This is a genomic window from Saezia sanguinis (genome assembly GCF_963921665.1).
Taxonomy (GTDB): Bacteria; Pseudomonadota; Gammaproteobacteria; order Burkholderiales; family Burkholderiaceae_C; genus Saezia; species Saezia sanguinis.
In genome coordinates this window covers 159,157-182,972 of the sequence record NZ_CAWUGC010000001.1, presented here as the reverse complement: position 1 = coordinate 182,972, position 23,816 = coordinate 159,157, and the positions used below count along the sequence as shown (strand labels likewise).

The following is a 23,816-nucleotide window of genomic DNA, read 5'->3' as shown; positions in this document are numbered from 1 at the left end:
CCATTCATGCGCTGTTTGGCTATTGTCTGAAAATCAATGCAGTGCGGCAGGCGCATCTTCGTCCTGTGCAGCAGCTCCTGCCGGCAACGGCTGTGCCCTCAAAATGCCCACCGTCAGTTGATCGTCACCAAAATAACGTGCGGCAACCGCCTGCACCTGCTCAGGCGTTACCTCACGCAACCGCTCCAGCAGCAAATCTGTGGCCAGTGGCGGGGCATACAAAATCCAGTTGCTGCCCAGATCCTGCGCCTGCGACATCAGGGAATCATTCTGGTAAACCTGCGAAGCGACCCATTGTGTTTTAATGCGCTGCAGTTCTTTGGCGTCCACTCCTTCACGTGCAATACGGGCAATTTCAGCGCGCAACGCCTGCTCCAGTTCTTCCGGCGTATGGCCTTGTGCCGGCACACCGGACACCACAAACAACACAGGCCCTCTGGCAACCAGTTCATAACCGGCACTGGCACTGTCTGCAATGCGCTTGCCGCCTTCTCCCTGCACCAGTTGGCGTTGTAAGCGCGAAGAGGATGTGCCGTCCAGCACCGCAGCCAGCAGCGTCAATGCGTAAGCATCCTGTGACTGGGCATCGTCCTTATCCCAGCTTGCAATGCCTGGCACCTTAAAGGCCAAGGCCACATACGACTGGGCCGCCGGCGCTTTATGTTCAATGCGCCGGATTCCCTGCTGCTGAGGTTCGGTACGCGGTTTCCCAGGCGCCAGCGCCGTGGCAGGGGTGGCAATCTTGCCATATGTCTGCGTCGCCATCTGGAGCGCATCTTCAGGCTGCACATCACCCACAATGATCACCGCGGCGTTATCAGGCCGGTACCAGCGCTGATAAAACTCGCGTGCATCATTGACCGTCATGGCGTCCAGATCGCTCATCCAGCCAATAACTGGGCGGTGGTACGGATCAGCCATGAATGTCGTAGCCCGTAGTTGCTCCCACAGTTGGGCCCGGGGACGCTCGTCGGTACGCATCCGGCGCTCTTCCTTGACCACTTCCAGCTCCTTGAGAAAGTCAGCTTCATTGAGCGTCAGATTTCTCATGCGGTCAGCTTCCATGCGCATCACCTCAGGCAGCGCCTGGTTAGGAATCTGCTGATAGTAAGCTGTCATGTCATAGCTGGTAAAAGCATTGTCATCCCCACCCAGCTCAGCCACCCGGCGTGAAAAACCACCACCGGGAATCGCCGAAGTGCCTCTGAACATCATATGCTCCAGCATATGTGCAACACCCGAGGTCCCGTCCACTTCATCACGCGAACCCACCCGGTACCAGACCATATGTGTTACGGTGGGTGCCCGGTGATCCGGCTTGACCCATAGCGTCATGCCGTTGTCCAGGCGATACTCATATACTTGAGGTTCTGTTGCCGCACTGCTCTGCTGGGCAGGAGCAGGTACAACAGATGCCTCAGATGCCGACTGTGCCCATGCCGGTGTGACCACCATACACAGCACCCATGTCAAGATATACGTGAAACGAACCATAATATGCGATGTTTTCATAGAATGAGCACATTCTAAAAGATAATAACTCTGGCAGTGCGTGGCGCCCAACAAGGCATTGCCACGTACCTCTGTTTATTGACCTGAATTATGACACTTACAACCTATGTTTAGTTTTTTTAGAAAAAAGAAAAAAGACCAGCCTCAAACGCCAGATACTGCACCAACGTTTCAGGAAACACCGGACATATCTTCCGAAGCGGATCCATGGCTTCAAACCGACACTGAAGCAAGTGACGAAACGGCCCTGCCCGCAGCAGAAACAGCGCCTGAAACCATTCAGGAAGATCATACAGAAACAGAAACGCCTGTTTCAACACCTGCCGAGTCTGAAACTCATACTGAAATTCATGCTGAAAAAGAAACTTTTCAAGCCCCATTAGAAGCCGAAAAACAGGAAGAAGTTCCTGCCGCTGCCGAGCGTCGCGGCTGGTTCAGCCGTTTGACCTCCGGCCTGAAAAAAACCGGGCAAAGCATTACCCAGGTTTTTACCGGAACCCAAATAGACGAAACCCTTTATGAAGAACTGGAAACCGCTCTGCTGATGGCTGACGCCGGTACAGCGGCAACCCAGTATCTGCTGGATGATTTGCGCGAACGCATCAAAAACACCAAAACCACTGAGCCGGCAGCCGTCAGGACCCTGCTGGAAGACGCCCTTACCGAGTTGCTCACGCCTTTGGAATCCGCTTTGCGCATCGGCGAGCAGCAACCCACCGTGATCATGGTCTCAGGTGTCAATGGCGCCGGAAAAACCACCACCATTGGCAAACTGACCCGGCATCTGGCGGTTTCAGGCTGCAAAGTCCTATTAGCTGCAGGCGACACATTCCGCGCCGCCGCACGCGAACAGTTGGCTGTTTGGGCCGACCGCAATACCGTGGAAGTCATTGCCCAACAAGGCGGCGATCCGGCATCGGTCAGCTACGATGCCGTGACCGCCGGGCGAGCCCGCGGTGTCGACGTGGTGCTGGTTGACACGGCCGGCCGTCTGGCAACCCAGTTGAACCTGATGGACGAACTTAAAAAAGTACGCCGCGTCATCGGCAAGGCCATGGAAGGCGCTCCGCATGAGGTGCTGCTGGTTGTGGACGGCAACACTGGCCAGAACGCACTGGCACAGGTCAAGGCATTCGATGCCGCCATTGACCTGACCGGGCTGGTGGTCACCAAACTGGATGGCACCGCCAAAGGCGGCGTGATTGCAGCCATTGCGCTGTGGTCTGCCGAACGCCAAAAAGCCGGCGGCAACGCTGTGCCCGTGTATTTCATTGGTGTTGGTGAACAGGTTGAAGACCTTCAAACCTTCAACGCCCGTGAATTTGCCCACGCACTGCTGCACGACTGATCGCGCACACCTGAACAGACACGATGCCTGCCCCCATTGAGATTGAAACCGCCCGCCTGCTGTTACGCCAATGGAAGCAGGCTGATTTTCAGCCATTTGCCAGACTCAATGCCGACCCTAAAGTCATGGAATTTTTTCTGGCGCCGCTGGCCCGTGAAGAAAGTGATGCTGTTGCCCAACGCTGCCAGCAGCAGATTGCCGAAAACGGCTGGGGATTTTGGGCAGTTGAACTGAAAAGCTCACAGCAGTTTATCGGCTTTGTTGGCCTGAACCGGCCTGCATACCGGCTGCCATTTGGCCCTTGTACAGAAATAGGCTGGCGGCTTGACAAAGCCCACTGGGGACATGGCTATGCCACAGAAGCAGCACAGGCAGCTCTACACGCAGGGTTTACCACCCTCCACCTGGCAGAAATTGTTGCTTTCACCACTTTGCAAAACCTGCGCTCACAGGCAGTCATGCAGCGGCTGGGTATGCACTTGGCTCCCCATTATTTTGAGCACCCGCTGGTGCCTGGTGATCACCCATTGAAAAAACACTGCTTATATACACTTTCATTCGCCCAGTGGCAAAGCCTTACAGCATGACAGAACAATGCCTTTCTCAACCACTGAGCCCCATCGTAATTAACGAAGAAAACGCCCCTTTGGGAATGCGTTATTTTGCACTCCCGTCAACGGCATCAGGATTCCCCGCAGAAGATATCAATGGCATGATCGGCAGCATGACCCATGCTTATATGGATATCTATCCAACTGCCAGACCAGGCCTCATCCTCTTTTATATGGCCTGGGGAACTATTTCCCTTCACTTGTTGTGCTATTTTGTTTTTTTCGATGTCTTCACACCATTGACTGAAAATGATCTGCTGTACGCCCGCATCATCACGTGGGTGATGTTACCTTTAGTATTGCTGGCGACCATTCGCCTGGTCATGCCCACGCCACTTCCGGCTGTCCGCTTTCATCGCCAGCGTCAAGAAGCTTGTATTTATAAAGGCAAAGGTTCATGGTGCTTTGTCCCTTGGACGCACATACTTGGTGTCGGTACAGTGCATGTTCAAAATCAGGGTCCGACCTCGGCTGTTTATGTGCCTCCAAAAGCGTATAACTGCTTCGGTTTCAGACTCTATGTGACAGACATACTGACAGATACCCAGGTAACACCTTATCTTTTTAATACATTTGGTAATTCAGAAGCTGATATTTTGAAGCAATGGGAATGTATCCGCACTTTTATGACTACCGAGTTCCAAACGATCACCCCACGCCGGGGAAAGCATTACTGGCAATTAAGTGGCTTTAAGGACCTGTACCTTGACATAAAGAACAAACACTACATCTCTGCCTTTCTGGGGCTGTTCTTTACACTTTTAATGGGAGAACCGGTATATGCGTTTTTGCTCAACCTGCGCAACAAACATCAGCGTCAATTTGAAGATGCGGAAATCAAACGCTGGTCTGAGCCCCTGTGATAGCGAAACCAAATTGAGAATTCTTTAAAAAAGACAGACCTATCTATCACTGGACACTAAAAGAAAAAATCAATTGCGACCACCGAAAAGCTGAGCACCGCTGCAATCAGCGTCCATTTGACTAGCACGATCGCCAGTGCGCGGTAACGTGGCTGTTTGGTGCGTGCATACATGATAAACAGCACAGCAGCAGCACCCAGCAGCAATATGATAAAAACCGGTAGAAAAATCACCAGACAATCACCAGGCAGTTACTGCCTGCGGGTGAACATAGGCGCGCGGAGCGTCTTTTGTATGCTCAAACGTCACAATTTCGCAGGCATCCTGCTCAGTCAGCAAAGCGCGCAGCAATTTGTTGTTAAGCCCATGCCCGGAACGGTATGCATGGTAAGACGCCAGCAGCGGGTAGCCTACGACATACAGGTCACCAATGGCGTCCAGCATCTTGTGTTTGACAAACTCATCGTCATAACGCAAGCCATCGGCATTGAGCACACGGAAATCATCCATCACAATGGCGTTATCCATACCGCCACCCAGCGCCAACCCATTGGAGCGCATGTACTCCACATCTTTGGTGAAACCAAACGTACGGGCACGCGCAATATCACGCACATAAGAACCCTCGGCAAAATCAAAATCAACCTGCTGTCCTGTTGCATCAACTGCCGGGTGTTTGAATTCAATTTTGAACGCCAGCTTAAAGCCGTGATAAGGCTCCAGCCTGGCCCATTTTTCATCCGTCCCTTCACCTTCCCGCACTTCAACAGCCTTTTTCACACGTAAAAACCGGCGCGGTGCGTTCTGCTGTTCAATACCTGCGCTTTGCAGCAAAAATACGAAGGAAGCGGCAGAACCATCCAGAATCGGGACCTCTTCTGCGGTGATATCAATATACAGGTTATCAATTCCCAGTCCTGCACACGCCGACATCAGGTGTTCGATGGTGTGAATACGCGGACTGCCGGGCTCGCCATCGGCAGAGATGGTCGATGCCAAACGGGTATCCGAAATGGCATACGCATTGACCGGAATATCAACCGGGTGCGGCAAATCGACCCGACGGAAAACAATTCCGGTATCAGGTTGGGCCGGTCTGAGTGTCAACTCGACACGCTGGCCGCTGTGCAAACCAACACCAACGGCTCGGGTGATGGTTTTTAACGTACATTGCTTGATCATGATGTTTTATTTATGCGATCACTTCACTGTCTAAAAGTGATTTACATCCTCTATTATGCCTGTAATTGTCGTTTTTTTTCTGCACGGCAATCATCTCCATACAAAAAAACAGGCAACCCATTACATACATACAGCAACTCCAAAATCACCTCTCCAACTGAACACAGGTGGAAGGCTGTGCAGTAGCAAAGCGTGCAGCCAACCTAGTTGGCTGATTGCCCTTCACTGCGCAGCACTCCCGCGCCTGTGCAATCAGTCGGCCTGCTTGCGCAGGAATGCTGGGATCTCAATGTCATCCATTCCGCCAGATGACAAAGCATCTACCCTGGCCGACGCGGAAGGGTTGCGACCACTGCGCCATACACTTGGCGTACCCAGCTTAGAGTAATCCCGCCCAGCGGCAGTTCCCGGCTCTTTCACCCCGATATTGACCTGCGATGGGCTTTGAACCATGCTGGCCAAAGGGATATTGTCCGTACCGGTACGCAGACCTGACATGACACGCAGTTCAGGCTGTTTTTGCGCTCTGGGCTGACGGCTCAGACCCGTGGCAATCACCGTAACGCGGATGTTTTCACCCAAAGAATCGTCGCGTGCAGTACCAAAAATCACGTGCGCTTCATCAGATGCATAGGCACGGATGGTATTCATTGCCACGCGGCTCTCATTGAGCTTAAGCTGTCCGTCTGCGGCGGCAATCAGCACCAGCACGCCACGTGCGCCCTGCAGGTCAACCCCTTCCAGCAGCGGGCATGCAATCGCCTGCTCTGCTGCAATGCGGGCACGGTCCGGGCCAGAAGCGGTCGATGTTCCCATCAGCGCCTTGCCGGGCTCACTCATCACTGTGCGTACGTCTTCAAAGTCACAGTTGACTTCGCCCCAGCCATGGATCACTTCGGCAATGCCGCCAACCGCGTTTTTAAGCACGTCATTGGCTGCTGCAAAAGCCTCTTTCTGGGAAATGTCATCTCCCAAAACTTCAAGCAGCTTGTCATTGAGCACAACAATGAGAGAATCCACATTGTTTTCAAGCTGCTCCAAGCCTTCTTCCGCATTTTTCGAGCGTTTACCGCCTTCAAAATCAAACGGCTTGGTCACCACGCCTACGGTCAGAATACCCATTTCCTTGGCCACACGGGCAATCACCGGTGCTGCACCGGTGCCGGTACCACCACCCATGCCGGCAGTAATAAACAGCATATGTGCACCACGAATGGTTTCACGAATACGGTCAACGGCCTCTTCGGCAGATTCCGTCCCCACTTCAGGCTTGCTCCCAGCTCCCAAACCACTGCTGCCCAACTGGATCAGTTGATGAGCAGCCGAACGGTTGAGCGCTTGTGCATCGGTATTGGCACTGATAAATTCAACACCCTGAACGCCGCAGGCAATCATATGCTCAACTGCATTGCCTCCGCCACCACCCACACCGATCACTTTAATTTGGGTGCCCTGATTGAACTCTTCAATCATCTCGATTGGCATAATCCCTTCTCCTTTAATAAAAACTCAAAATTACGATTGCTTAACTTTGTTGAACAACAGCATATCCATCAGATACACCACCATCCCTCGCTTCGCTTTTTTTATCTATATAGTTAAAAACTTTTGACAAACCAGTCTTTCATCTTCCCGAAAAAATTCTTCATCGACCCCGCCTTGACCGCCACTTTATGCCCCCGCATTCTGGCCAGCCCGGCTTCGTTAATCAGCCCCATCACTGTGGCCGCCTGCGGCCTTGACACCATATCGGCCATGGCGCGCGAATACATCGGCACACCACGACGCACCGGCTTTAAGAAAATATCTTCTGCCAGCTCAATCATGCCCGGCATCTCTGCTGCGCCACCGGTAAGCACAATGCCCGAAGACAGCAACTCTTCGTACCCCGACTCACGAATGGCCTGCTGCACCAGTGCATAAATCTCTTCCACGCGCGGCTCAATCACGCCAGCCAGTGCCTGCCGCCCCAGCATACGGGGCTGCCTGTCACCCAGGCCGGGCACTTCAATCTGGTCATTCGGATCAGCCAGCAACTGCTTGGCATATCCAGATTCCACCTTGATCTGCTCGGCATCGCGTGTGGGCGTATGCAGCGCCATCGCAATGTCGCTCGTGATCAGGTCGCCGGCAATCGGAATCACCGCCGTATGGCGAATGGCACCGCTGGTAAAAATCGCCACATCGGTCGTCCCTGCACCAATATCCACCACCGCAACGCCCAGTTCTTTTTCATCATCGGTCAGCACCGAAGTGGCCGACGCCAGCGGGTTGAGCACCAGTTGTTCCACTTCCAGACCGCAGCGGCGCACACACTTGATGATGTTTTCTGCCGCGCTTTGTGCGCCGGTCACAATATGCACTTTCACTTCCAGCCGGATACCGCTCATGCCGATAGGCTCACGCACATCCTGCCCGTCAATCACAAACTCCTGCGGCTCTACCAGCAGCAAACGCTGGTCATTGGGAATATTGACCGCCTTGGCCGTCTCAATCACACGCGCCACATCGGTGGGAGTCACCTCTTTATCCTTGATCGCCACCATGCCGCTGGAATTCACACCACGCACATGGCTGCCAGTGATGCCGGTATAAACACGTGATATCTTGCAGTCAGCCATCAACTCGGCTTCTTTCAATGCCAGTTGAATGCTTTGCACCGTGGCGTCAATATTGACCACAACCCCGCGCTTGATACCTTCACTGCGGGCAATACCCAGCCCGGCCAGCTTGGGCTCGCCGCTTGGCAAAATCTCAGCAACCACTGCCATGACCTTGCTGGTTCCGATATCAAGTCCTACGACAAGATCTTTGTATTCCTTGGCCATTTGCCTTGCATCCTTATACCAGTTGTTTCCTATATCTCATCATCGACGGCCCGATGCCGTATTCGCCGTTCCGGCAGTTACAGTCTCAACACCAGCCACCTGTATGGCATAACCATCCAGATGCCGCAAATCAGCCATCAGCAACTGCCTGTCGCCATAAGGCTTGAGTGCCACTGACACGGTTTGCGCAAAATCCCGCACCCTTTTCACAATCTCATCCTGTGTGCCGCGCCCCATCACAATTTCAGCGCCGTTACTGAGCTGCATGCTCCATGTTCCCTGCTCTGACCAGCGCAGCTCACTGATGCGCTGATCAAACATCATTGCCAGCGGTGTCAGCTCCTGATAAAGCTGCCACATGGTTTGCCCGGCACCCTCCTGGTCAGGCCCGTTGAGCAACGGCAGTTTTTCATCTTCCACATCGGCCGCATTGGCTTCAAACACATCTCCATACACATCCAGCAAGTGCGACGTTTGCCTGTCGTGCCCCCACAGCGCTATTGCCTGATATTCCTGCAAAGTCACTGACAAGCCATAAGGCCACATCCGCTGCACCGTTGCTTTTCTCACCCAGGGTGCAGCCTCAAACGCCTGCCGCACCTCTTCCAGATCCACCGTAAAAAAATTACCGCGAATGCGTGAAGCAACTGCCATGCGCAGCGTGGACGAATTGTTATGCTCCAGCTCTTCGCCATGCACCCGAATCACACGTAGGTCAAAACGCGGCTGCTTGATCAACCACATCACACCACAGGCAATTACCGCAATCACCGTCACGCCCAGCAGCAACCGGGATACCAGGTTCATCAACCTGATATCCAGCGGTATGGTCCATGGCTGAGCGTGTCGCATTGCGCCTTACCTCCTTACACTCACATCCAGCGTGGCATCAGCCAGCAGTTGCACACACAAATCCGCATATGACAGACCTGTGGCCCGAGCCGCCATCGGCACCAGCGAATGGCTGGTCATCCCTGGCGATGTATTCACTTCCAGCAGATACGGCTTGCGCGTATGGCGGTCAATCATCGCATCCACCCGTCCCCAGCCACGACATTCCAGCACCTGGTACGCCTGCACGGCCAGTTGCTGCAAAACTTCTGTTTCCCCTTGCGGCAGGCTCGCCGGGCATTCGTACTTGGTATCATCCTTGAAGTATTTATGCTCATAGTCATAATTACCTTCCGGCGCCACAATGCGAATCACAGGCAGTGCCTGCGCTGCCTTGCCGCTGCCGATCACGGCACAGGTCACTTCATCGCCTTCAATAAACTGCTCACACAGCACGTGGCCGTCAAAACGGCTGGCATCGTCAATGGCGGCTTTCAGCATGTCGGCTTTAAGCACCTTGGTCACGCCAATGGATGAACCTTCGTGCGCCGGCTTGACAATCAAAGGCAGTTTCAGTTTGTTCACAATGCCAGCCAACACCGCTTCATTCACCTCGCTGGCACGTACAATTTCATAAGCCGGGGTTGGCAGAGCATCGGCCAGCCAGATACGTTTGGTCATCACCTTATCCATGCTGATGGCTGATGCCATCACGCCTGAACCGGTATAAGGAATCCCCAACACCTCCAGCGCGCCCTGAATCACGCCATCTTCGCCATAGGCACCATGCAGGGCAATGAAACAACGGCTGATGCCAAGCTGTTTCAGCGACCAGATATCTTGCTCTTTAGGGTCAAAGCGGTGCGCATCCACCCCTTTGGACAGCAACGCATCCAGCACGCCCTGACCGGACATTAAGGATACTTCGCGCTCGCCTGACCAGCCGCCCATCAGAACCGCTACTTTGCCAAAAGCTTTTACATCATGGGTCATGCTTTTACCCCTTCCTGATTACCGGCATCCGGTTTCCATCTTTTTTGTGCCAATTCCATCACACTTCCTGGAACATTGCCAATCGACCCGGCACCCATGGTCAACACCACATCATCGGCCTGAACCGAATCCAGAATCGCTTCAGACATTGCGCTGACGCCATCCACAAAAACCGGCTCAACTTTCCCGGCCACCCGCACAGCACGCGCCAAAGCGCGCCCATCTGCTGCCACAATCGGCTCTTCGCCAGCGGCATACACCTCTGCCAGCATCACCACATCAGACGTACTGAGCACTTTGACAAAATCCTCAAAACAGTCGCGTGTACGTGTATAACGGTGCGGCTGAAACGCCAGCACCAGGCGCCGCCCCGGAAATGCCCCGCGTGCCGCGGCAATGGTTGCTGCCATTTCCACCGGATGGTGGCCATAATCATCAATCAACGTAAAGACGCCACCCGTGGGCAATGCCACATCACCATAACGCTGAAAGCGGCGCCCCACACCACCAAACTTGTCCAGTGCCGAAGCAATGGCCTCATCCGGTATTTCCAGTTCCGTGCCGATGGCAATGGCTGCCAGCGCATTGTTTACGTTATGCAGCCCCGGCAGATTCAGCGTGATCGGCAGATCAGGCAGTTGCACGCCATTACGGCGAATCGCCGTGAACTTCATCCGCCCGCCCGGCAATGCTTCAATATCCACCGCCCTGACCTGCGCTGCTTCATCCTGCCCGTAACTCACCACGGGCCGGGAAATCAACGGCAGCACAGAACGCACACCCGGGTCATCAATGCAGACAATCGCAGCACCATAAAACGGCATACGGTGCAGAAAATCCACAAACGCCTGCCGCAGCTTGACCACATCATGCCCATAGGTGTCCATGTGGTCGGCATCAATGTTTGTGACCACCGACATGACCGGATTCAGGTTCAGGAAAGAAGCATCGGACTCATCGGCTTCCACCACAATATATTCACCGCCGCCCAAACGCGCATTCAGGCCAACGCTGTTCAGCTTGCCGCCAATCACAAAAGTCGGATCCATCCCTGCTGACGCCAGCACGCTTGCAACCAGACTAGTGGTGGTGGTTTTGCCGTGCGTGCCGGCAATCGCGATCCCTTTACGCAGGCGCATCAGTTCCGCCAGCATCACCGCCCGTGGCACCACCGGAATACGCTTATTGCGCGCTGCAATCACTTCCGGGTTGTCGCCATGAACTGCTGTTGAGGTCACCACCGCATCGGCATTTTCAATATGTTCGGCCGCATGCCCGATCCACACCTTGGCGCCCATGCTGCGCAGTTGGTGCACTGCCGCATTTTCAGCCAGATCGGAACCGGTCACGGTATAGCCCAGGTTTTGCAGCACTTCCGCAATGCCGCTCATGCCTGCACCACCAATACCGACAAAATGAATATGCTCAATGGCATGTCTCATAATCTCACTAACTCCTCACATGCATTCGCAACTCTCTGCGCTGCATTCAGTTTGGCCTGGGCATGGGCTTTCTGTGCCCGCTCCATCAATTCGTCCCGGCTCAAGGACAGCAGCCATTGCGACAGCCCGGCAGCGGTCAATTCACTTTGCTGCACAATCCAGGCCGCCCCTGCTTTCACCAGAAACTGCGCGTTGGCCGTTTGATGGTCGTCCACCGCATGCGGGAACGGTACGAACAAAGCCGCCGCGCCTACTGCTGCAATTTCAGTCACGGTACTGGCACCCGAGCGCGCAATGATCACATCGGCATCGGCATAAGCCTGTGCCGTGTCTTCAATGAACGGTGTCAAATCAGCCTGTACCCCTGCCGCCGCATAACTGGCACGCAATTCATCAATCTGCTTGGCGCCGCTTTGATGCACAGTCTGCGGACGCTGCACCTCAGGAATCAAGGCCAGCGCCTGCGGCACCATGTCATTAAGTGCTCTGGCCCCCAGGCTGCCGCCAACCACCAGCAGTTTCAAAACACCGGTACGGCCCTGAAACCGCTTCTCAGGCGCTTGCTGCCGGGTAAACTCTGCCCGCAGCGGGTTGCCCACATATTCGCCTTTTTGAAATACATCGGGAAAAGCGGTAAATACACGTTTAGCGAATTTTGCCAGCACCTTGTTTGCCAGCCCGGCAACAGAGTTCTGCTCGTGCAAAAACAAAGGCTTGCCACGCAAGACGCCCATCATGCCGCCAGGAAACGTGATGTAGCCACCCAGTCCAATCAATACATCGGGCTGCACACGGCCCACAATGCGAAACGCACCGCAAAACGCTTTCAGCAAACGCCAGGGCAGCATCAGCTTGGTTACCAGCCCTTTGCCCCTGAGCCCGCCAAACACCAACGCTTCAAAAGCAAACCCTTTAGGCACCACCAGCTTTTCTTCCATGCTGCCCGGAACGCCCAGCCAATGCACCTGCCAGCCACGCTCGCGCAACGCTTCAGCCACCGCCAGCCCGGGGAAAATATGCCCCCCGGTACCGCCAGCCATGACCAGCGCCGTTTTTGCGGGTGTCCGGTTCAGTTGGCTCATTTGCTTTCTCCCCGCATCATCGCGCGGTTTTCCATATCAATGCGCAACACCATGCCAATGGCAATCAGGTTCATCAAAATGGCGGATCCGCCATAACTGATCAGCGGCAAAGTCAGTCCCTTAGTCGGCAACGCGCCCAGATTCACACCAATGTTGATAAACGCCTGAAACCCCATCCAGAGCGCCACACCCTGCGCCACCAGACCGGCAAACACCCGGTCCAGCGCAATGGCCTGTCGGCCAATATAAATCATGCGCCGCGTCAGCCAGAAGAAGGCAATGATCATCGCTACCACGCCAATGAAGCCCAGCTCTTCCCCAATCACCGCGACCAGAAAGTCTGTATGCGGCTCAGGCAACCAGTTCAGTTTTTCCATGCTCGAGCCCAGCCCGACGCCAAACAGCATGCCGCGCCCCAGCGCCATCAATGCATGTGTTAGCTGATAGCTCTTGCCAAATACGTTTTGCGCACTCCATGGGTCCAGATAGGCAAAAATACGCTCCCGCCGCCAGTCAGACAGCGCAATCATCAGCACAAATGCCAGCACCAGTACCGCTGCCATCAAAAAGAACATGCGCCCGTTAACACCGCCTAAAAATAAAATGCCCATGGAAATAATGGCAATCACCAGAAAAGCGCCCATATCCGGTTCGGCCAGAATCAGGCCGCCCATCAGCGCAATTGCCACCACCATGGGTGTGACAGCCTTGAAGAAGCGCTCCTTCACTTCCATCTTGCGTACCATGTAGTTGCTGGCATACAGCACCACAGCAAACTTGGCCAGCTCTGACGGCTGAAAATTCATCACCCCCAGAGAAACCCAGCGCTTGGCACCATTGATATCGCGCCCGATAAACAGCACCAGAATCAGCCCCACGATTGAAAGCATGAAGATCCACGGTGCCGCCTTTTCCCACAGCTTCACCGGAATCAGCAGCATAAAGCCCAAAGCAACGGCACCTACACCAATGGAGATCGCGTGCTTAATGAGAAAATAGAACGAAGACCGGCTTTCAAAGCGAGGACCGTCCGACAGCGCCACCGTGGCGGAATACACCATCACCGTGCCAAATACCAGCAGCCCGATAATGACCCACAGCAGTGTCTGATCAAACCTGTGCACCCTGGACTGGGTTGTGCTCTGCGGCAGCCAGGCACTGGCACCGCCACGCACAGGAATCACCACCTTATCTTCGCCGGTACCGCCTAGCCAGCCCTGCAGCCGGTTCCACAGGCCACCAGAGGTTGAGGTTCTTGACACTGTTGCCATTACTGCCAGCCCCCCATCACCTGCCCCTGGTCTTCGGCCAGCTCATGCACGGCATTGACAAATGCCTTGGCACGCTCGGCGTAATTCTTGAACATATCCAGACTGGCACACGCAGGCGACATCAGCACCACATCACCAGACACTGCTTCCTTGGCGCACAGGCGCACCGCCTCATCCATTGAACCGGCATGCAGCATCAGCACACCGGTATCCGCCAATGCGGCTTCAATGACAGGCGCATCACGCCCGATCAGCACGGCTGTGCGCACATGCTGCTGCACCAATGGAACCAAAGGTGAAAAATCCTGCCCTTTGCCGTCTCCACCCAGAATCACCACAATGCGGTGGTCCACGCCCAGGCCGGCCAGAGCCGCCACGGTGGCCCCCACATTGGTGCCCTTGCTGTCATCAAAATACTCAACACCATTGACAATCGCCACCGACTCGACACGGTGCGACTCGCCACGGTATTCCCGCAGGCCAAACAGCATCGGCGCCATTTCACACCCGATGCTGCTTGCCAGCGCCAGTGCCGCCAGCGAATTGGACGCGTTATGCCGCCCTCTGATGCGCAACGCATCCACCGGCATTAAACGCTGCCATGCGACAGCCTGGGCGTCCATGCGTGTTTCATCCGCCGCTGCCGCCTGAACCAGCCACGGGAAACCGCCATCGTCCGCAATGCCGAAATCTCCCGCCACCACCGGAACATCCAGACCAAATGTCACCATGCGTGGCGTCATATCTTTAGGCTGGCTCTTGGAGCGGCCACGGCGCTTGGTCTGGCTGTCGGCTTCTGCCACCTGGGCCTGCGGTTTAAAATCCATAACCATCACATCATCACGATTCAACACGCGCGTGGTATGGGCACCAAAGATATGCCCCTTGGCAGCCGCATACGCCTGCATTGAACCATGCCAGTCCAGATGATCCTGCGTCAGGTTCAAAATCGTTGCGGCAGCCGGATCAAAATTCTGAACACCATCCAGTTGAAAGCTGGAAAGCTCCAGCACCCAGACTTCGGGCAATGCATCGGCATCCAACTGCTGCGCCAGCATATCCAGCATGGCAGGGCCAATATTGCCCGCAGCCATCACCGATTTACCGGCACGCTCAACCAGCAAAGCCGTCAAAGCGGTCACCGTTGTTTTGCCATTGGTGCCTGTCACGGCAATCACCTTGGGCATATAACCCACCGGCTGCGGTGGCACCGGAACAAACACCGGTTCATCTTCCGTATCGTCCGAAGCCTCTTCAAATTCACCGTCCGGCAGCTCTACCACAATACCGCTGTGCTCATCATCTGCCAGGTGCTCATCGAAAGCCGGTGTCATGCCTTCTGCCAAAACATCCGCTGTTGTCGTTTCGGTACCGGCTGCCAACACATCAGGCTCTGAAGTCAACTGCAACATTTCTTCTGTTTGCTGCCGCAGCCGCTCCTGATGAATCTGGGCCAGCGCTTCTGTAAACAGTTCCAGCTCACCCATCACTTCAATATCCTGCTCATGCGCAGCCTGCAACAGCGCTTTCACATCTGCCTGCCCAGGAAACAGCCCCGGGCTGCGCAAAACACGTGTTATCTTCTGACCCTCTTTGGCAGCCAGCAAACGGGCGGCATCCAGCGGGCCGCTGACAAACTCCACATCCGGAACCAATGCACGCAAATCCTGCAAACCGGGTGGCGTTTCACGTGTATCTGCCACACGAATCACTGCCCCACAGCGCACAGCCCAGCGCGCCATGGAAAGCCCGGAAATACCCAGACCCAAAATCAGCAATTGTTGTCCTTGCAGATACTGCACTTTTTTACCTCAGCTTCAACGTTGACAAACCAATCAGACACAACAGGATCGTAATGATCCAAAACCGGATCACGACCTGCGTTTCCTTCCAGCCGGATTTTTCAAAGTGGTGATGCAACGGCGCCATTTTCAACAACCTGCGCCCTTCGCCATACACCCGTTTGGTCATCTTGAAATACACCACCTGCGCCATCACCGAAAGTGCTTCAGCCACAAAAATGCCGCCCATGATCGCCAGAACAATCTCTTGACGCACGATAACGGCAATAGTTCCCAGCGCTCCGCCCAAAGCCAGTGCGCCCACATCACCCATGAACACCTGCGCCGGATACGCGTTGAACCACAGGAACCCCAGGCCAGCCCCGGACAAGGCGCCACAAAACACCAGCAGCTCTGTTGCCCCCGGAATGTGAGGGAACAACAGGTAGTTGGCATATGCCGAACTGCCCACCACATAGGCAAACACGCCTAAAGCCGCACCCACCATCGCCACCGGCATGATCGCCAGCCCATCCAGGCCGTCAGTCAGGTTGACGGCATTGCCGGTTCCGACAATCACCAGATACGTCAGAATAATGAAACCGGCCACGCCCAGCGGATAACGCACGGTTTTGAAAAACGGCACGGTCAGGTCGGCATGATCCGGCAGATCCAGCGTAAAACCGGATTTCACCCAATTCATAAACAACTCAAACACATGCTCATTGGAACCGCCTGATACCGCAAATGCCAGATAAAAAGCCGCCATGATACCGATGATGGACATCCACAGGTATTTGTCACGCGAGCGCATGCCTTCAGGGTCTTTATGCACCACCTTGCGCCAGTCATCCATCCAGCCAATCGCACCAAACCCCAGCATCACCGCCAGCACCACCCAGATAAACCGGTTGGACAGATCGGCCCACAGCAAAACAGACAGCGTGATGGAAATCAGAATCAGCACCCCGCCCATGGTAGGGGTGCCGCTTTTGACCAGATGCTCCTGAATGCCATAGCTGCGGATCGGTTGCCCAATCTTCAAAGACGTCAGATAACGGATTACCCATGGCCCAAAAAACCAGCCGATGAACATGCCGGTCATGGCAGCCATGACCGCCCTGAACGTCAGGTACTGGAACAGGCGCAAAAATCCCAATGCCGGGAACATATCCTGCAGCCAGGAGGCTAGACTAAGCAGCATGGGCACCTCCTTGAGCAACTGCAGAAGACTTGTCGCGTAACTGCTGTACGACACGCTCCATGCGCATAACCCGTGAACCTTTCACCAAAATACTGGCATAACGCCCGACTTCATCGGACAAAGCGGCGGCCAGTTGTACGGCATCATCAAAATGCCGGGCGTCATCACCAAAAACCTTGACCGACTCTGCCACCAGCGGCCCGGCGCCCCAAAGTGCCGCCACACCGCGCTCGCGTGCATACGCGCCCACTTCGCGATGGAACTCGGCACCCTGTGTGCCCACTTCGCCCATTTCACCCAGCACCAGCAAGGCCGGCTGCGGCAAAGCCGCCAGCACGTCAATGGCGGCACGCACAGAATCCGGGTTGGCGTTATACGCATCGTTAATCAGAGTAACCTTGTGTCCTGTAAACTGCACCACCTCAACCTGTGAACGGCCGCTAACGGGTACAAATGCATCCAGCCCGGCACCAATCGTCTGCAACGGCACCCCGGCGCTCTGTGCGCAGGCAGTAGCTGCCAGTGCATTTTTCACATTATGCAAACCGGCACAATGCAGCCTGCACTGAACGCTGTCTTGCTGCACATGCAGATCCGATTGCAGCACCAGTTGCCAGGCATCCTGATCCCACCCGGCCTGCGCCGTTACATTTGCCTGATGTACGGCATCCAGTGCAAAGGTTGCCACAGAGCGCCCATGCGCCATTTCCTTCCACAGCGAGGTATATGCATCATCCGCCGGGAAAACGGCGGTACCGCCTTGCGGCAGCGCATCAATCACCCGTCCATTCTCGTGTGCCACTGCTTCCACCGTTTTCATGAACTCCTGATGTTCGCGCTGGGCATTGTTCACTAGAGCGATGGTCGGTTTAACGATGGTGGCCAGATAATCAATCTCGCCAGGATGGTTCATACCCAGTTCAAATACAGCCACTTCATGATGGGCACGCAAACGCAGCACCATCAACGGCACGCCAATGGCATTGTTCAAATTGCCCTGCGTTGACAGTGCTGCATTACCCTTCCACAGGCGCAAAATGCTGGCAATCATCTGTGTGGTGGTGGTTTTGCCATTGCTGCCCGTCACCGCAATCACAGGCAACGGCCAGCAGGCACGCCAGCCACTGGCAAGTGCCCCCAATGCTTTCAGGCTGTCGGCAACCTCCAGCCCGTCAACACCGGCTTCAGCAATGCCTCGTTGTGCCAGCACGGCAACGGCACCCTGCTCTTTGGCCTGTGCCAGAAAATCATGCGCATCAAAATTTTCACCTTTTAGCGCCACAAACAGGTCACCTGCCTGCAATGTGCGGGTATCGGTATGCACGCGCGAAAACACCATATCGCCGTCGCCATGCAGACGTGCGCTCACGCCTTGCGACTGCAACAGTGCCTGTGCCTGCCTGAGCGTCATCATGCCGCTGGCAGGCAATGCTTTTTGATCTGGCTGGTGCAAAGCGTTCAGCACCTGAGAGGACATTTCGGCATCAGAAAAGGGGTAGCGCACGCCTTTCACTTCCTGATAGCTCTCATGTCCTTTTCCGGCAAGCACAACCACATCCTGCGCGCGGGCATGTTGTAGCGCCCATGCAATGGCCTGGCGCCGGTCAACTTCAACATGCACATGCTCACCTGATGCAATCCCTGCCACAACCTGCTGAATGATGTCAGACGCATCTTCATGGCGCGGGTTATCACTTGTCACCACCATGTCATCAGCATATTGCTGCACCACATGCCCCATCAGGGGCCGTTTGGTTGCATCGCGGTTACCACCACAGCCAAACACACACCACAAGCGCCCGTCACGCGCCTGCGCCAGTGGATGCAATGCCTGCAATACATTCGCCAGCGCATCCGGCGTGTGCGCATAATCCACAACCACCTTGGGCACATCCTCACGCAGGGCAAATACATTCTGCATACGCCCCGGCACTGGCGTCAGTGCGCTAAATGCTTGGGCAATCTGATGCAGGCTGTAACCCATGGCGCGTAAAGCACCGGCAATTCCCAATAAATTGGATACGTTATAGTCACCCACCAGATGGGTTTGAACCTGCACCTGCTCAGCGCCTTCGGTCAGGACAAAATGAATGCCCGAATCGGTATGCGCCAGGTTCCTGGCCTGTAAGCGTGCCTGCGGGTGCCCCAGGCGTGAATAGGTATACAGATTATCTGGATTCCAGGTGCCGGCAAGTTCCGCCGCCAGTTCTGCGCCATGCGCGTCATCTACATTGATCACGGCAGACTGCAGCCCAGGCATATCAAACAAACTGCGCTTGGCCTGCCAATACGCCTGCATGCTGTGATGATAGTCCAGATGGTCCTGCGTCACATTGGTCAGTAACGCCACCTTGACACGGATGTTGTCAAAACGGTGTTCTGCCAGCCCGATGGAAGATGCCTCCATGGCGCAGGCCTTCACACCCTGCCCGACCAATGAACGCAACACCTGATGAATACGGATCGGGTCCGGCGTCGTCAGAGCCGAAGGTTCCAGATGATCCAGCGTGCCAACGCCCAGTGTTCCAATCATGCCGCAGGCATGATCAAGCACGGTCAACGCCTGTGCCATCCACCACGCTGTTGATGTTTTGCCATTGGTTCCAGTAATCGCCAGCACATCCAACTGTTCGCTGGGAAAACCATAGTAATGCGCCGCAATGGCAGCCATGGCGGTTTTCAGCCCGGGGTACAAAGCCACGCGTGAATCCTGATACCATGGCCACTGGTGTGCCTCATGCTCTTCCACCAAACACGCTGCCGCCCCCTGGCTCAAAACCTGTTCCACAAAACGCCGACCATCCACGGCTGCCCCTGGCCACGCGATGAAGCCATCGCCAGGCACAACCTGACGGCTGTCCACGCTCAAATGGCCGTTTTGCACCTGTTGATGCAGCCACTCGGCAGCCAGCAAAGGTGTGCGCACGATATTCATGGCTGCCTCCTGGCCGCCTGCTGGCCCTGGCCTGTGCCTGCCAACTGCAACGGCTGGTCAGGCAACACCCCCAGCAAACGCAAAGACTGCTGCACCACCTGGGCAAATACCGGCCCGGAAACAGCACCGCCGTAATAAACACCGTCGCTGGGCTCATCAATCATCACAGCCACAACGATGCGGGGTTGGTTGATCGGTGCAATGCCCACAAACCAGGAACGGTACTTGCCTGTACCGTAACCGCCAGCGCCTGACTTGATCGCCGTTCCGCTCTTGCCGCCAACAGCATACCCTTGTGTTTGCGCCTTGGTACCCGCACCTCCGGGCAAAGTGACCATGTGCAGCATTTCACGTATTTCTGCGGCCGTCTCGGGTGTAAATACACGCACGCCCTGCACCGGATGGTCATTGCGCAGCAGGGACAATGGAATGATATCGCCATCGCGGGCAAACGCCGTATACGCATGTGCCAGTTGCAGCAAAGATACCGACAGGCCATAACCATAAGCCTGCGTTGCCTGCTCAATCGGGCGCCAGCTTTTGTAGGGCCGCAAACGGCCTAATGCGGCACCCGGAAAACCGATCTGCGGCTTTTGCCCGAAGCCCAATTCCGTGAACGTTTCCCACATTTCACGTGGCGTCATCTGCATCGCAATGCTCACCACACCAATATTGCTGGACTTTTGAATCACCTGCTGCACAGTCAACTGAGGATAATTGGCCACGTCACGGATCACCTTGCCACCCACCACCACACTGCCCGGCGAGGTTTTGATCACCGTCGTCGGCTTGACAATGCCCAGATCCAGCGCACGGCCCACCACAATCGGCTTCATGGTAGAACCCGGCTCAAACGTATCGGTAACAGCACGGTTGCGCAGGGAAGAGCCCTGCAAATTCTCACGTGTATTGGGATCGTAGCTGGGGTAATTCACCAGCGCCAGAATTTCACCGGTCCGCACATCAATGATCACAATGCTGCCGCTTTGAGCCCGGTGCAATTTAACGGCGTCACTCAACAATTGATAGGCATAATATTGAATGCGCGCATCAATGGAAAGCTGAATATCCTTGCCATTGACCGGATTGACCCGTTCTTCTGCAGAGCCAACCGGCCTGCCCATGCGGTCCTGAATAAAGCGCTCCGATCCGGCCTTGCCCACCAGCAGGTCATTGAACGCGAGTTCCATTCCTTCCTGGCCCAGGTCTTCCACATTGGTAAAGCCAACCACGTGTGCGGTTGCTTCCTTGCCCGGATAGCTGCGCTGGTACTCATTACGTGCATAAATACCTTTAATCCCTAACGCCATCACCTGCTCAGCCAGCTCATGCCCGGCCAGCCGCCTGAGCCACACAAACTCACGTTTACGCTCTCCTGAGCCCGGGTCCAGCCTCACACGCAGCGCATCTTCACTGGTTCCCAGCAGGGTGGCCAATTGCTTCATTTGCGCGTCTGTGATGTGGAGCTCGGCAGGAGACGCCCACAAACTGGGGGTTTCAATACTGAACCCCAGCGGAATGCCGTTGCGGTCCTGAATCACGCCGCGGCTGGCTGGTAGCGGCAAGGTACGCACATAACGCATATCCGCCTGGTTCTGGTAAAACTCATACTGATAAAGCTGAATCCAGGCGGCACGCGCTGTCAATACCGTAAAGCCCAGCGCCAGGCACACAATGATAAAACGTGAACGCCATACCGGCGTGCGTGATGCCAGCAGCGGGCTCTTGGTATAGTACACACCATGGCTACTCATGATGTGCCCCCTCTTCACGGATGCGCACATTCAGCGGCAACTGCGGCACATATCCGGCAAGCGCACGCTGATCCCTGGGAACAAACTCCGTCACGCCCAAAGTCGCCGGCACCATCTGCAGCACAGCGTGTGCATTTTGCTCAATGCGCCCCGGCGCTACCAGGCTCTGGCGCTCCTGCTGCAGGCGTTTGTAATCCAGATCCAGTTCATTTTGCGCTGTGTTTTCACCCGCCAGCGCTGTATACAGCAAACGCCCCTCGTGTGTGGAATACACCAATGCAAGCCCGCTTGCCAGAACAGCCAATAACAGAAGCACATTGAGCTTGGTCATGCGCGCCTCCTGCCCTGGCGGGGATGTGAACCGCTCTCAGCAAGGGCCAAAGCCTCGGTGCGCTGTGCAACCCGCATGATGGCAGAGCGGGCCCGCGGATTTTGCTGCACCTCCTGCTCGGAAGGCCTGAAACGCCCCAGCGTTTTCAGCAGTGGTTCGGGCGGCTGTGCAAAAGGTGCGCGGCGATCAGGCTCCTGGCGTGAATGTTTCGCCATGAACTGCTTCACGATTCTGTCTTCCAAAGAATGAAAACTGATCACCACAATACGCCCATGAGGTTTAAGCACAGATAATGCCGCGTTTAAAGCTGACTCGAGCTGCGCAAGCTCCTCGTTGACCTGGATACGCAGCGCCTGAAACGTGCGCGTCGCAGGATCCTGGCCTGGCTCACGGGTTTTGACAGCCGCGGCCACGAGCCTGGATAACTCTCCTGTAGTGCGCACAGGTTCCCCACTTTCACGCCGAGCAACAATCGCCTTTGCAATCGATACAGCAAACCGTTCTTCGCCATAATGACGTATCACCTCTGCAATGCGCTGCTGGTCAGCGCGCTCAAGAAAATCCGCTGCACTTTGCCCATGTTCGGGATCCATGCGCATGTCCAGCGGCCCATCAAAACGAAAACTGAAACCGCGTGCCGGGTCATCAATCTGGGGCGAACTCACCCCTACATCCAGCAACAGGCCATCCACCGACTGTGGCGCCACCCATTGGCCAATCTGTGCAAACTCGGTACGCTGAAACGTCAGCCTTGCATCATCAATCTGTGCCGCAGCCAGTTCGGCCTGCGGGTCGCGATCCAGCGCCAGCAACCTGCCCTGCGGCCCCAGGCGTGACAGCAATTCACGCGTATGACCGCCACGGCCAAACGTGCCATCCACATAAAAACCGTCAGGATGCGTCACGACGGCGTCAACCGCCTCCTGAAGCATCACCGTCTGGTGTTCGAGGGATTGTTGTGTCAACATCATCCAACCGTATTAAAAGGAAAAGTCTTTCAAAATATCCGGCATACCTGCCTGCATGGCCTCTGCCTCCTTGGCAGCGTACGTTGCAGCGTCCCACAATTCAAAATGACTTCCCATTCCCAGCAACACCACTTCTTTGGTCAACCCGGCCGCAGCTCTGAGTTCGGGTGAAATCAGCACCCGCGCAGCGCTATCCAGCTCTATATCCAGTGCATTTCCAAGGAAAATACGTTTCCACCAGTGTGCTTGCATCGGTAACGCCGCTACACGGTCACGAAAGCGCTCCCACTCAGAACGTGGGAAAATCATCAGACAGCCATCCGGATGTTTGGTCACGGTCAGCTTGCCGCCTGCACTTTCGCTCAGCGCGTCACGATACCTGGCCGGTACGTTCAACCTTCCTTTGGCATCAATCGACAGAGATGAAGCACCTTGAAACACTTTTCCCCACAAATTTACACTTTTCCCCACTTTATGTGAAAAAAGCATTCAGGTCAAGCGAGTGGTTGCTATTTTTCTTGTTAAATCAATGACTTAGCCCTATCTTTTTAATGGATTTGGGAATATAAAATTCATTAAAAATAAGCACTTAAAAATAACTGTGAATGCGATGTCTGAAGTAGAAAGCCCCTGATAGCAATCAAGGTAAACCGTGACAAATTTCCGCTTCGTGCACAAAAATGCAACAAAACTATTTGTTCTGCTCCTCATACACATGAGAACACAATACAGAATGTGTGTTGAACTACTGAATATATATACAGGCAATTGCATTTTGTATCGACACCTGCTTTTATCCGGGGAAAAAAGTTATCTGTTAGCATGGGGAAATTCACCAACACAATGACATCCACTGCATGACATGTCATCTGCGTCATTT

Annotated in this window: 20 protein-coding genes; 3 read left to right on the top strand and 17 right to left on the bottom strand. The window is 55.0% G+C overall.

Annotated features, from left to right (window positions below; translation table 11 throughout):
• Window positions 1-33 precede the first annotated feature (33 nt).
• A complete protein-coding gene (locus AACY98_RS00835) occupies window positions 34-1,455 on the bottom strand; it encodes a M16 family metallopeptidase (RefSeq protein WP_339800953.1) in 1,422 nt (473 codons plus the stop codon).
• Window positions 1,456-1,618: 163 nt separating this feature from the next.
• Between AACY98_RS00835 and ftsY the strand changes: the two genes are divergently transcribed.
• The 3 genes from ftsY to AACY98_RS00820 are packed head-to-tail and all read left to right on the top strand — an operon-like array spanning window position 1,619 to window position 4,334.
• Window positions 1,619-2,860 (top strand): signal recognition particle-docking protein FtsY, encoded by a 1,242-nt coding sequence (ftsY, locus tag AACY98_RS00830; protein ID WP_339800374.1) that lies wholly within the window; start codon window positions 1,619-1,621, stop codon window positions 2,858-2,860.
• Window positions 2,861-2,883: 23 nt separating this feature from the next.
• Window positions 2,884-3,447, top strand: coding sequence for a GNAT family N-acetyltransferase (locus AACY98_RS00825; protein WP_339800370.1), 564 nt, complete (start codon window positions 2,884-2,886; stop codon window positions 3,445-3,447).
• Complete coding sequence (locus tag AACY98_RS00820) at window positions 3,444-4,334, top strand: hypothetical protein (RefSeq protein ID WP_339800367.1); 891 nt, start codon at window positions 3,444-3,446, stop codon at window positions 4,332-4,334. Before AACY98_RS00825 ends, AACY98_RS00820 begins: the two co-directional genes overlap by 4 nt.
• A gap of 56 nt (window positions 4,335-4,390) precedes the next feature.
• Here the strand turns inward: AACY98_RS00820 and AACY98_RS00815 are convergent, their stop codons facing one another.
• The 16 genes from AACY98_RS00815 to mraZ form a co-directional block, all read right to left on the bottom strand.
• Window positions 4,391-4,567: a hypothetical protein gene (locus tag AACY98_RS00815; RefSeq protein WP_339800365.1), complete on the bottom strand. Its 177-nt coding sequence runs from the start codon at window positions 4,565-4,567 to the stop codon at window positions 4,391-4,393.
• Between the two features lie 7 nt (window positions 4,568-4,574).
• The gene (gene lpxC / locus AACY98_RS00810) at window positions 4,575-5,516 is read right to left on the bottom strand and encodes a UDP-3-O-acyl-N-acetylglucosamine deacetylase (RefSeq protein ID WP_126979861.1); all 942 of its coding nucleotides are present in this window, start codon (window positions 5,514-5,516) and stop codon (window positions 4,575-4,577) included.
• A gap of 252 nt (window positions 5,517-5,768) precedes the next feature.
• Window positions 5,769-7,001, bottom strand: a complete 1,233-nt coding sequence (gene ftsZ / locus AACY98_RS00805) for a cell division protein FtsZ (protein ID WP_126979862.1) — start codon at window positions 6,999-7,001, stop codon at window positions 5,769-5,771.
• A 113-nt stretch (window positions 7,002-7,114) separates the two neighbouring features.
• Window positions 7,115-8,344: a cell division protein FtsA gene (gene ftsA, locus AACY98_RS00800; protein WP_126979863.1), complete on the bottom strand. Its 1,230-nt coding sequence runs from the start codon at window positions 8,342-8,344 to the stop codon at window positions 7,115-7,117.
• Window positions 8,345-8,383: 39 nt separating this feature from the next.
• Window positions 8,384-9,196, bottom strand: a complete 813-nt coding sequence (locus AACY98_RS00795) for a cell division protein FtsQ/DivIB (RefSeq protein ID WP_339800360.1) — start codon at window positions 9,194-9,196, stop codon at window positions 8,384-8,386.
• Window positions 9,197-9,202: 6 nt separating this feature from the next.
• Complete coding sequence (locus AACY98_RS00790; RefSeq protein WP_339800356.1) at window positions 9,203-10,168, bottom strand: D-alanine--D-alanine ligase; 966 nt, start codon at window positions 10,166-10,168, stop codon at window positions 9,203-9,205.
• Window positions 10,165-11,610: a UDP-N-acetylmuramate--L-alanine ligase gene (gene murC / locus AACY98_RS00785; protein ID WP_126979866.1), complete on the bottom strand. Its 1,446-nt coding sequence runs from the start codon at window positions 11,608-11,610 to the stop codon at window positions 10,165-10,167. Before murC ends, AACY98_RS00790 begins: the two co-directional genes overlap by 4 nt.
• Window positions 11,607-12,692, bottom strand: a complete 1,086-nt coding sequence (murG, locus tag AACY98_RS00780; protein WP_339800351.1) for an undecaprenyldiphospho-muramoylpentapeptide beta-N-acetylglucosaminyltransferase — start codon at window positions 12,690-12,692, stop codon at window positions 11,607-11,609. Before murG ends, murC begins: the two co-directional genes overlap by 4 nt.
• A complete protein-coding gene (ftsW, locus tag AACY98_RS00775; RefSeq protein WP_339800348.1) occupies window positions 12,689-13,963 on the bottom strand; it encodes a putative lipid II flippase FtsW in 1,275 nt (424 codons plus the stop codon). The genes murG and ftsW overlap by 4 nt, the downstream gene beginning before the upstream one ends.
• Window positions 13,963-15,765 (bottom strand): UDP-N-acetylmuramoyl-L-alanine--D-glutamate ligase, encoded by a 1,803-nt coding sequence (murD, locus tag AACY98_RS00770; RefSeq protein WP_339800345.1) that lies wholly within the window; start codon window positions 15,763-15,765, stop codon window positions 13,963-13,965. The genes ftsW and murD overlap by 1 nt, the downstream gene beginning before the upstream one ends.
• A 4-nt stretch (window positions 15,766-15,769) precedes the next feature.
• Entirely contained in the window at window positions 15,770-16,948 is a 1,179-nt protein-coding gene (gene mraY, locus AACY98_RS00765) for a phospho-N-acetylmuramoyl-pentapeptide-transferase (RefSeq protein ID WP_339800342.1), read from the bottom strand.
• On the bottom strand, window positions 16,938-19,883 hold the full coding sequence (gene murF / locus AACY98_RS00760) for a bifunctional UDP-N-acetylmuramoyl-L-alanyl-D-glutamate--2,6-diaminopimelate ligase MurE/UDP-N-acetylmuramoyl-tripeptide--D-alanyl-D-alanine ligase MurF (protein WP_339800339.1): 2,946 nt from the start codon (window positions 19,881-19,883) through the stop codon (window positions 16,938-16,940). Before murF ends, mraY begins: the two co-directional genes overlap by 11 nt.
• Window positions 19,880-21,637, bottom strand: coding sequence for a peptidoglycan D,D-transpeptidase FtsI family protein (locus tag AACY98_RS00755; protein WP_339800337.1), 1,758 nt, complete (start codon window positions 21,635-21,637; stop codon window positions 19,880-19,882). Before AACY98_RS00755 ends, murF begins: the two co-directional genes overlap by 4 nt.
• Window positions 21,630-21,968, bottom strand: coding sequence for a cell division protein FtsL (ftsL, locus tag AACY98_RS00750; protein ID WP_339800335.1), 339 nt, complete (start codon window positions 21,966-21,968; stop codon window positions 21,630-21,632). Before ftsL ends, AACY98_RS00755 begins: the two co-directional genes overlap by 8 nt.
• Entirely contained in the window at window positions 21,965-22,936 is a 972-nt protein-coding gene (gene rsmH, locus AACY98_RS00745; RefSeq protein WP_339800949.1) for a 16S rRNA (cytosine(1402)-N(4))-methyltransferase RsmH, read from the bottom strand. The genes ftsL and rsmH overlap by 4 nt, the downstream gene beginning before the upstream one ends.
• Before the next feature lie 12 nt (window positions 22,937-22,948).
• Window positions 22,949-23,377, bottom strand: a complete 429-nt coding sequence (gene mraZ, locus AACY98_RS00740) for a division/cell wall cluster transcriptional repressor MraZ (protein WP_126979873.1) — start codon at window positions 23,375-23,377, stop codon at window positions 22,949-22,951.
• Between the last annotated feature and the right edge of the window lie 439 nt (window positions 23,378-23,816).

Coding starts and splice junctions, on each gene's coding strand:
- AACY98_RS00820 (WP_339800367.1), top strand. CDS start 3,444: ATGACAGAACAATGCCTTTCTCAACCACTGAGCCCCATCGTAATTAAC.
- murF (WP_339800339.1), bottom strand. CDS start 19,883: ATGAATATCGTGCGCACACCTTTGCTGGCTGCCGAGTGGCTGCATCAA.
- ftsY (WP_339800374.1), top strand. CDS start 1,619: ATGTTTAGTTTTTTTAGAAAAAAGAAAAAAGACCAGCCTCAAACGCCA.
- ftsZ (WP_126979862.1), bottom strand. CDS start 7,001: ATGCCAATCGAGATGATTGAAGAGTTCAATCAGGGCACCCAAATTAAA.
- murG (WP_339800351.1), bottom strand. CDS start 12,692: ATGAGCCAACTGAACCGGACACCCGCAAAAACGGCGCTGGTCATGGCT.
- AACY98_RS00825 (WP_339800370.1), top strand. CDS start 2,884: ATGCCTGCCCCCATTGAGATTGAAACCGCCCGCCTGCTGTTACGCCAA.
- rsmH (WP_339800949.1), bottom strand. CDS start 22,936: ATGTTGACACAACAATCCCTCGAACACCAGACGGTGATGCTTCAGGAG.
- AACY98_RS00835 (WP_339800953.1), bottom strand. CDS start 1,455: ATGGTGGTCACACCGGCATGGGCACAGTCGGCATCTGAGGCATCTGTT.
- AACY98_RS00790 (WP_339800356.1), bottom strand. CDS start 10,168: ATGACCCATGATGTAAAAGCTTTTGGCAAAGTAGCGGTTCTGATGGGC.
- AACY98_RS00755 (WP_339800337.1), bottom strand. CDS start 21,637: ATGAGTAGCCATGGTGTGTACTATACCAAGAGCCCGCTGCTGGCATCA.
- mraY (WP_339800342.1), bottom strand. CDS start 16,948: ATGCTGCTTAGTCTAGCCTCCTGGCTGCAGGATATGTTCCCGGCATTG.
- murC (WP_126979866.1), bottom strand. CDS start 11,610: ATGAGACATGCCATTGAGCATATTCATTTTGTCGGTATTGGTGGTGCA.
- ftsW (WP_339800348.1), bottom strand. CDS start 13,963: ATGGCAACAGTGTCAAGAACCTCAACCTCTGGTGGCCTGTGGAACCGG.
- AACY98_RS00795 (WP_339800360.1), bottom strand. CDS start 9,196: ATGCGACACGCTCAGCCATGGACCATACCGCTGGATATCAGGTTGATG.
- ftsL (WP_339800335.1), bottom strand. CDS start 21,968: ATGACCAAGCTCAATGTGCTTCTGTTATTGGCTGTTCTGGCAAGCGGG.
- ftsA (WP_126979863.1), bottom strand. CDS start 8,344: ATGGCCAAGGAATACAAAGATCTTGTCGTAGGACTTGATATCGGAACC.
- lpxC (WP_126979861.1), bottom strand. CDS start 5,516: ATGATCAAGCAATGTACGTTAAAAACCATCACCCGAGCCGTTGGTGTT.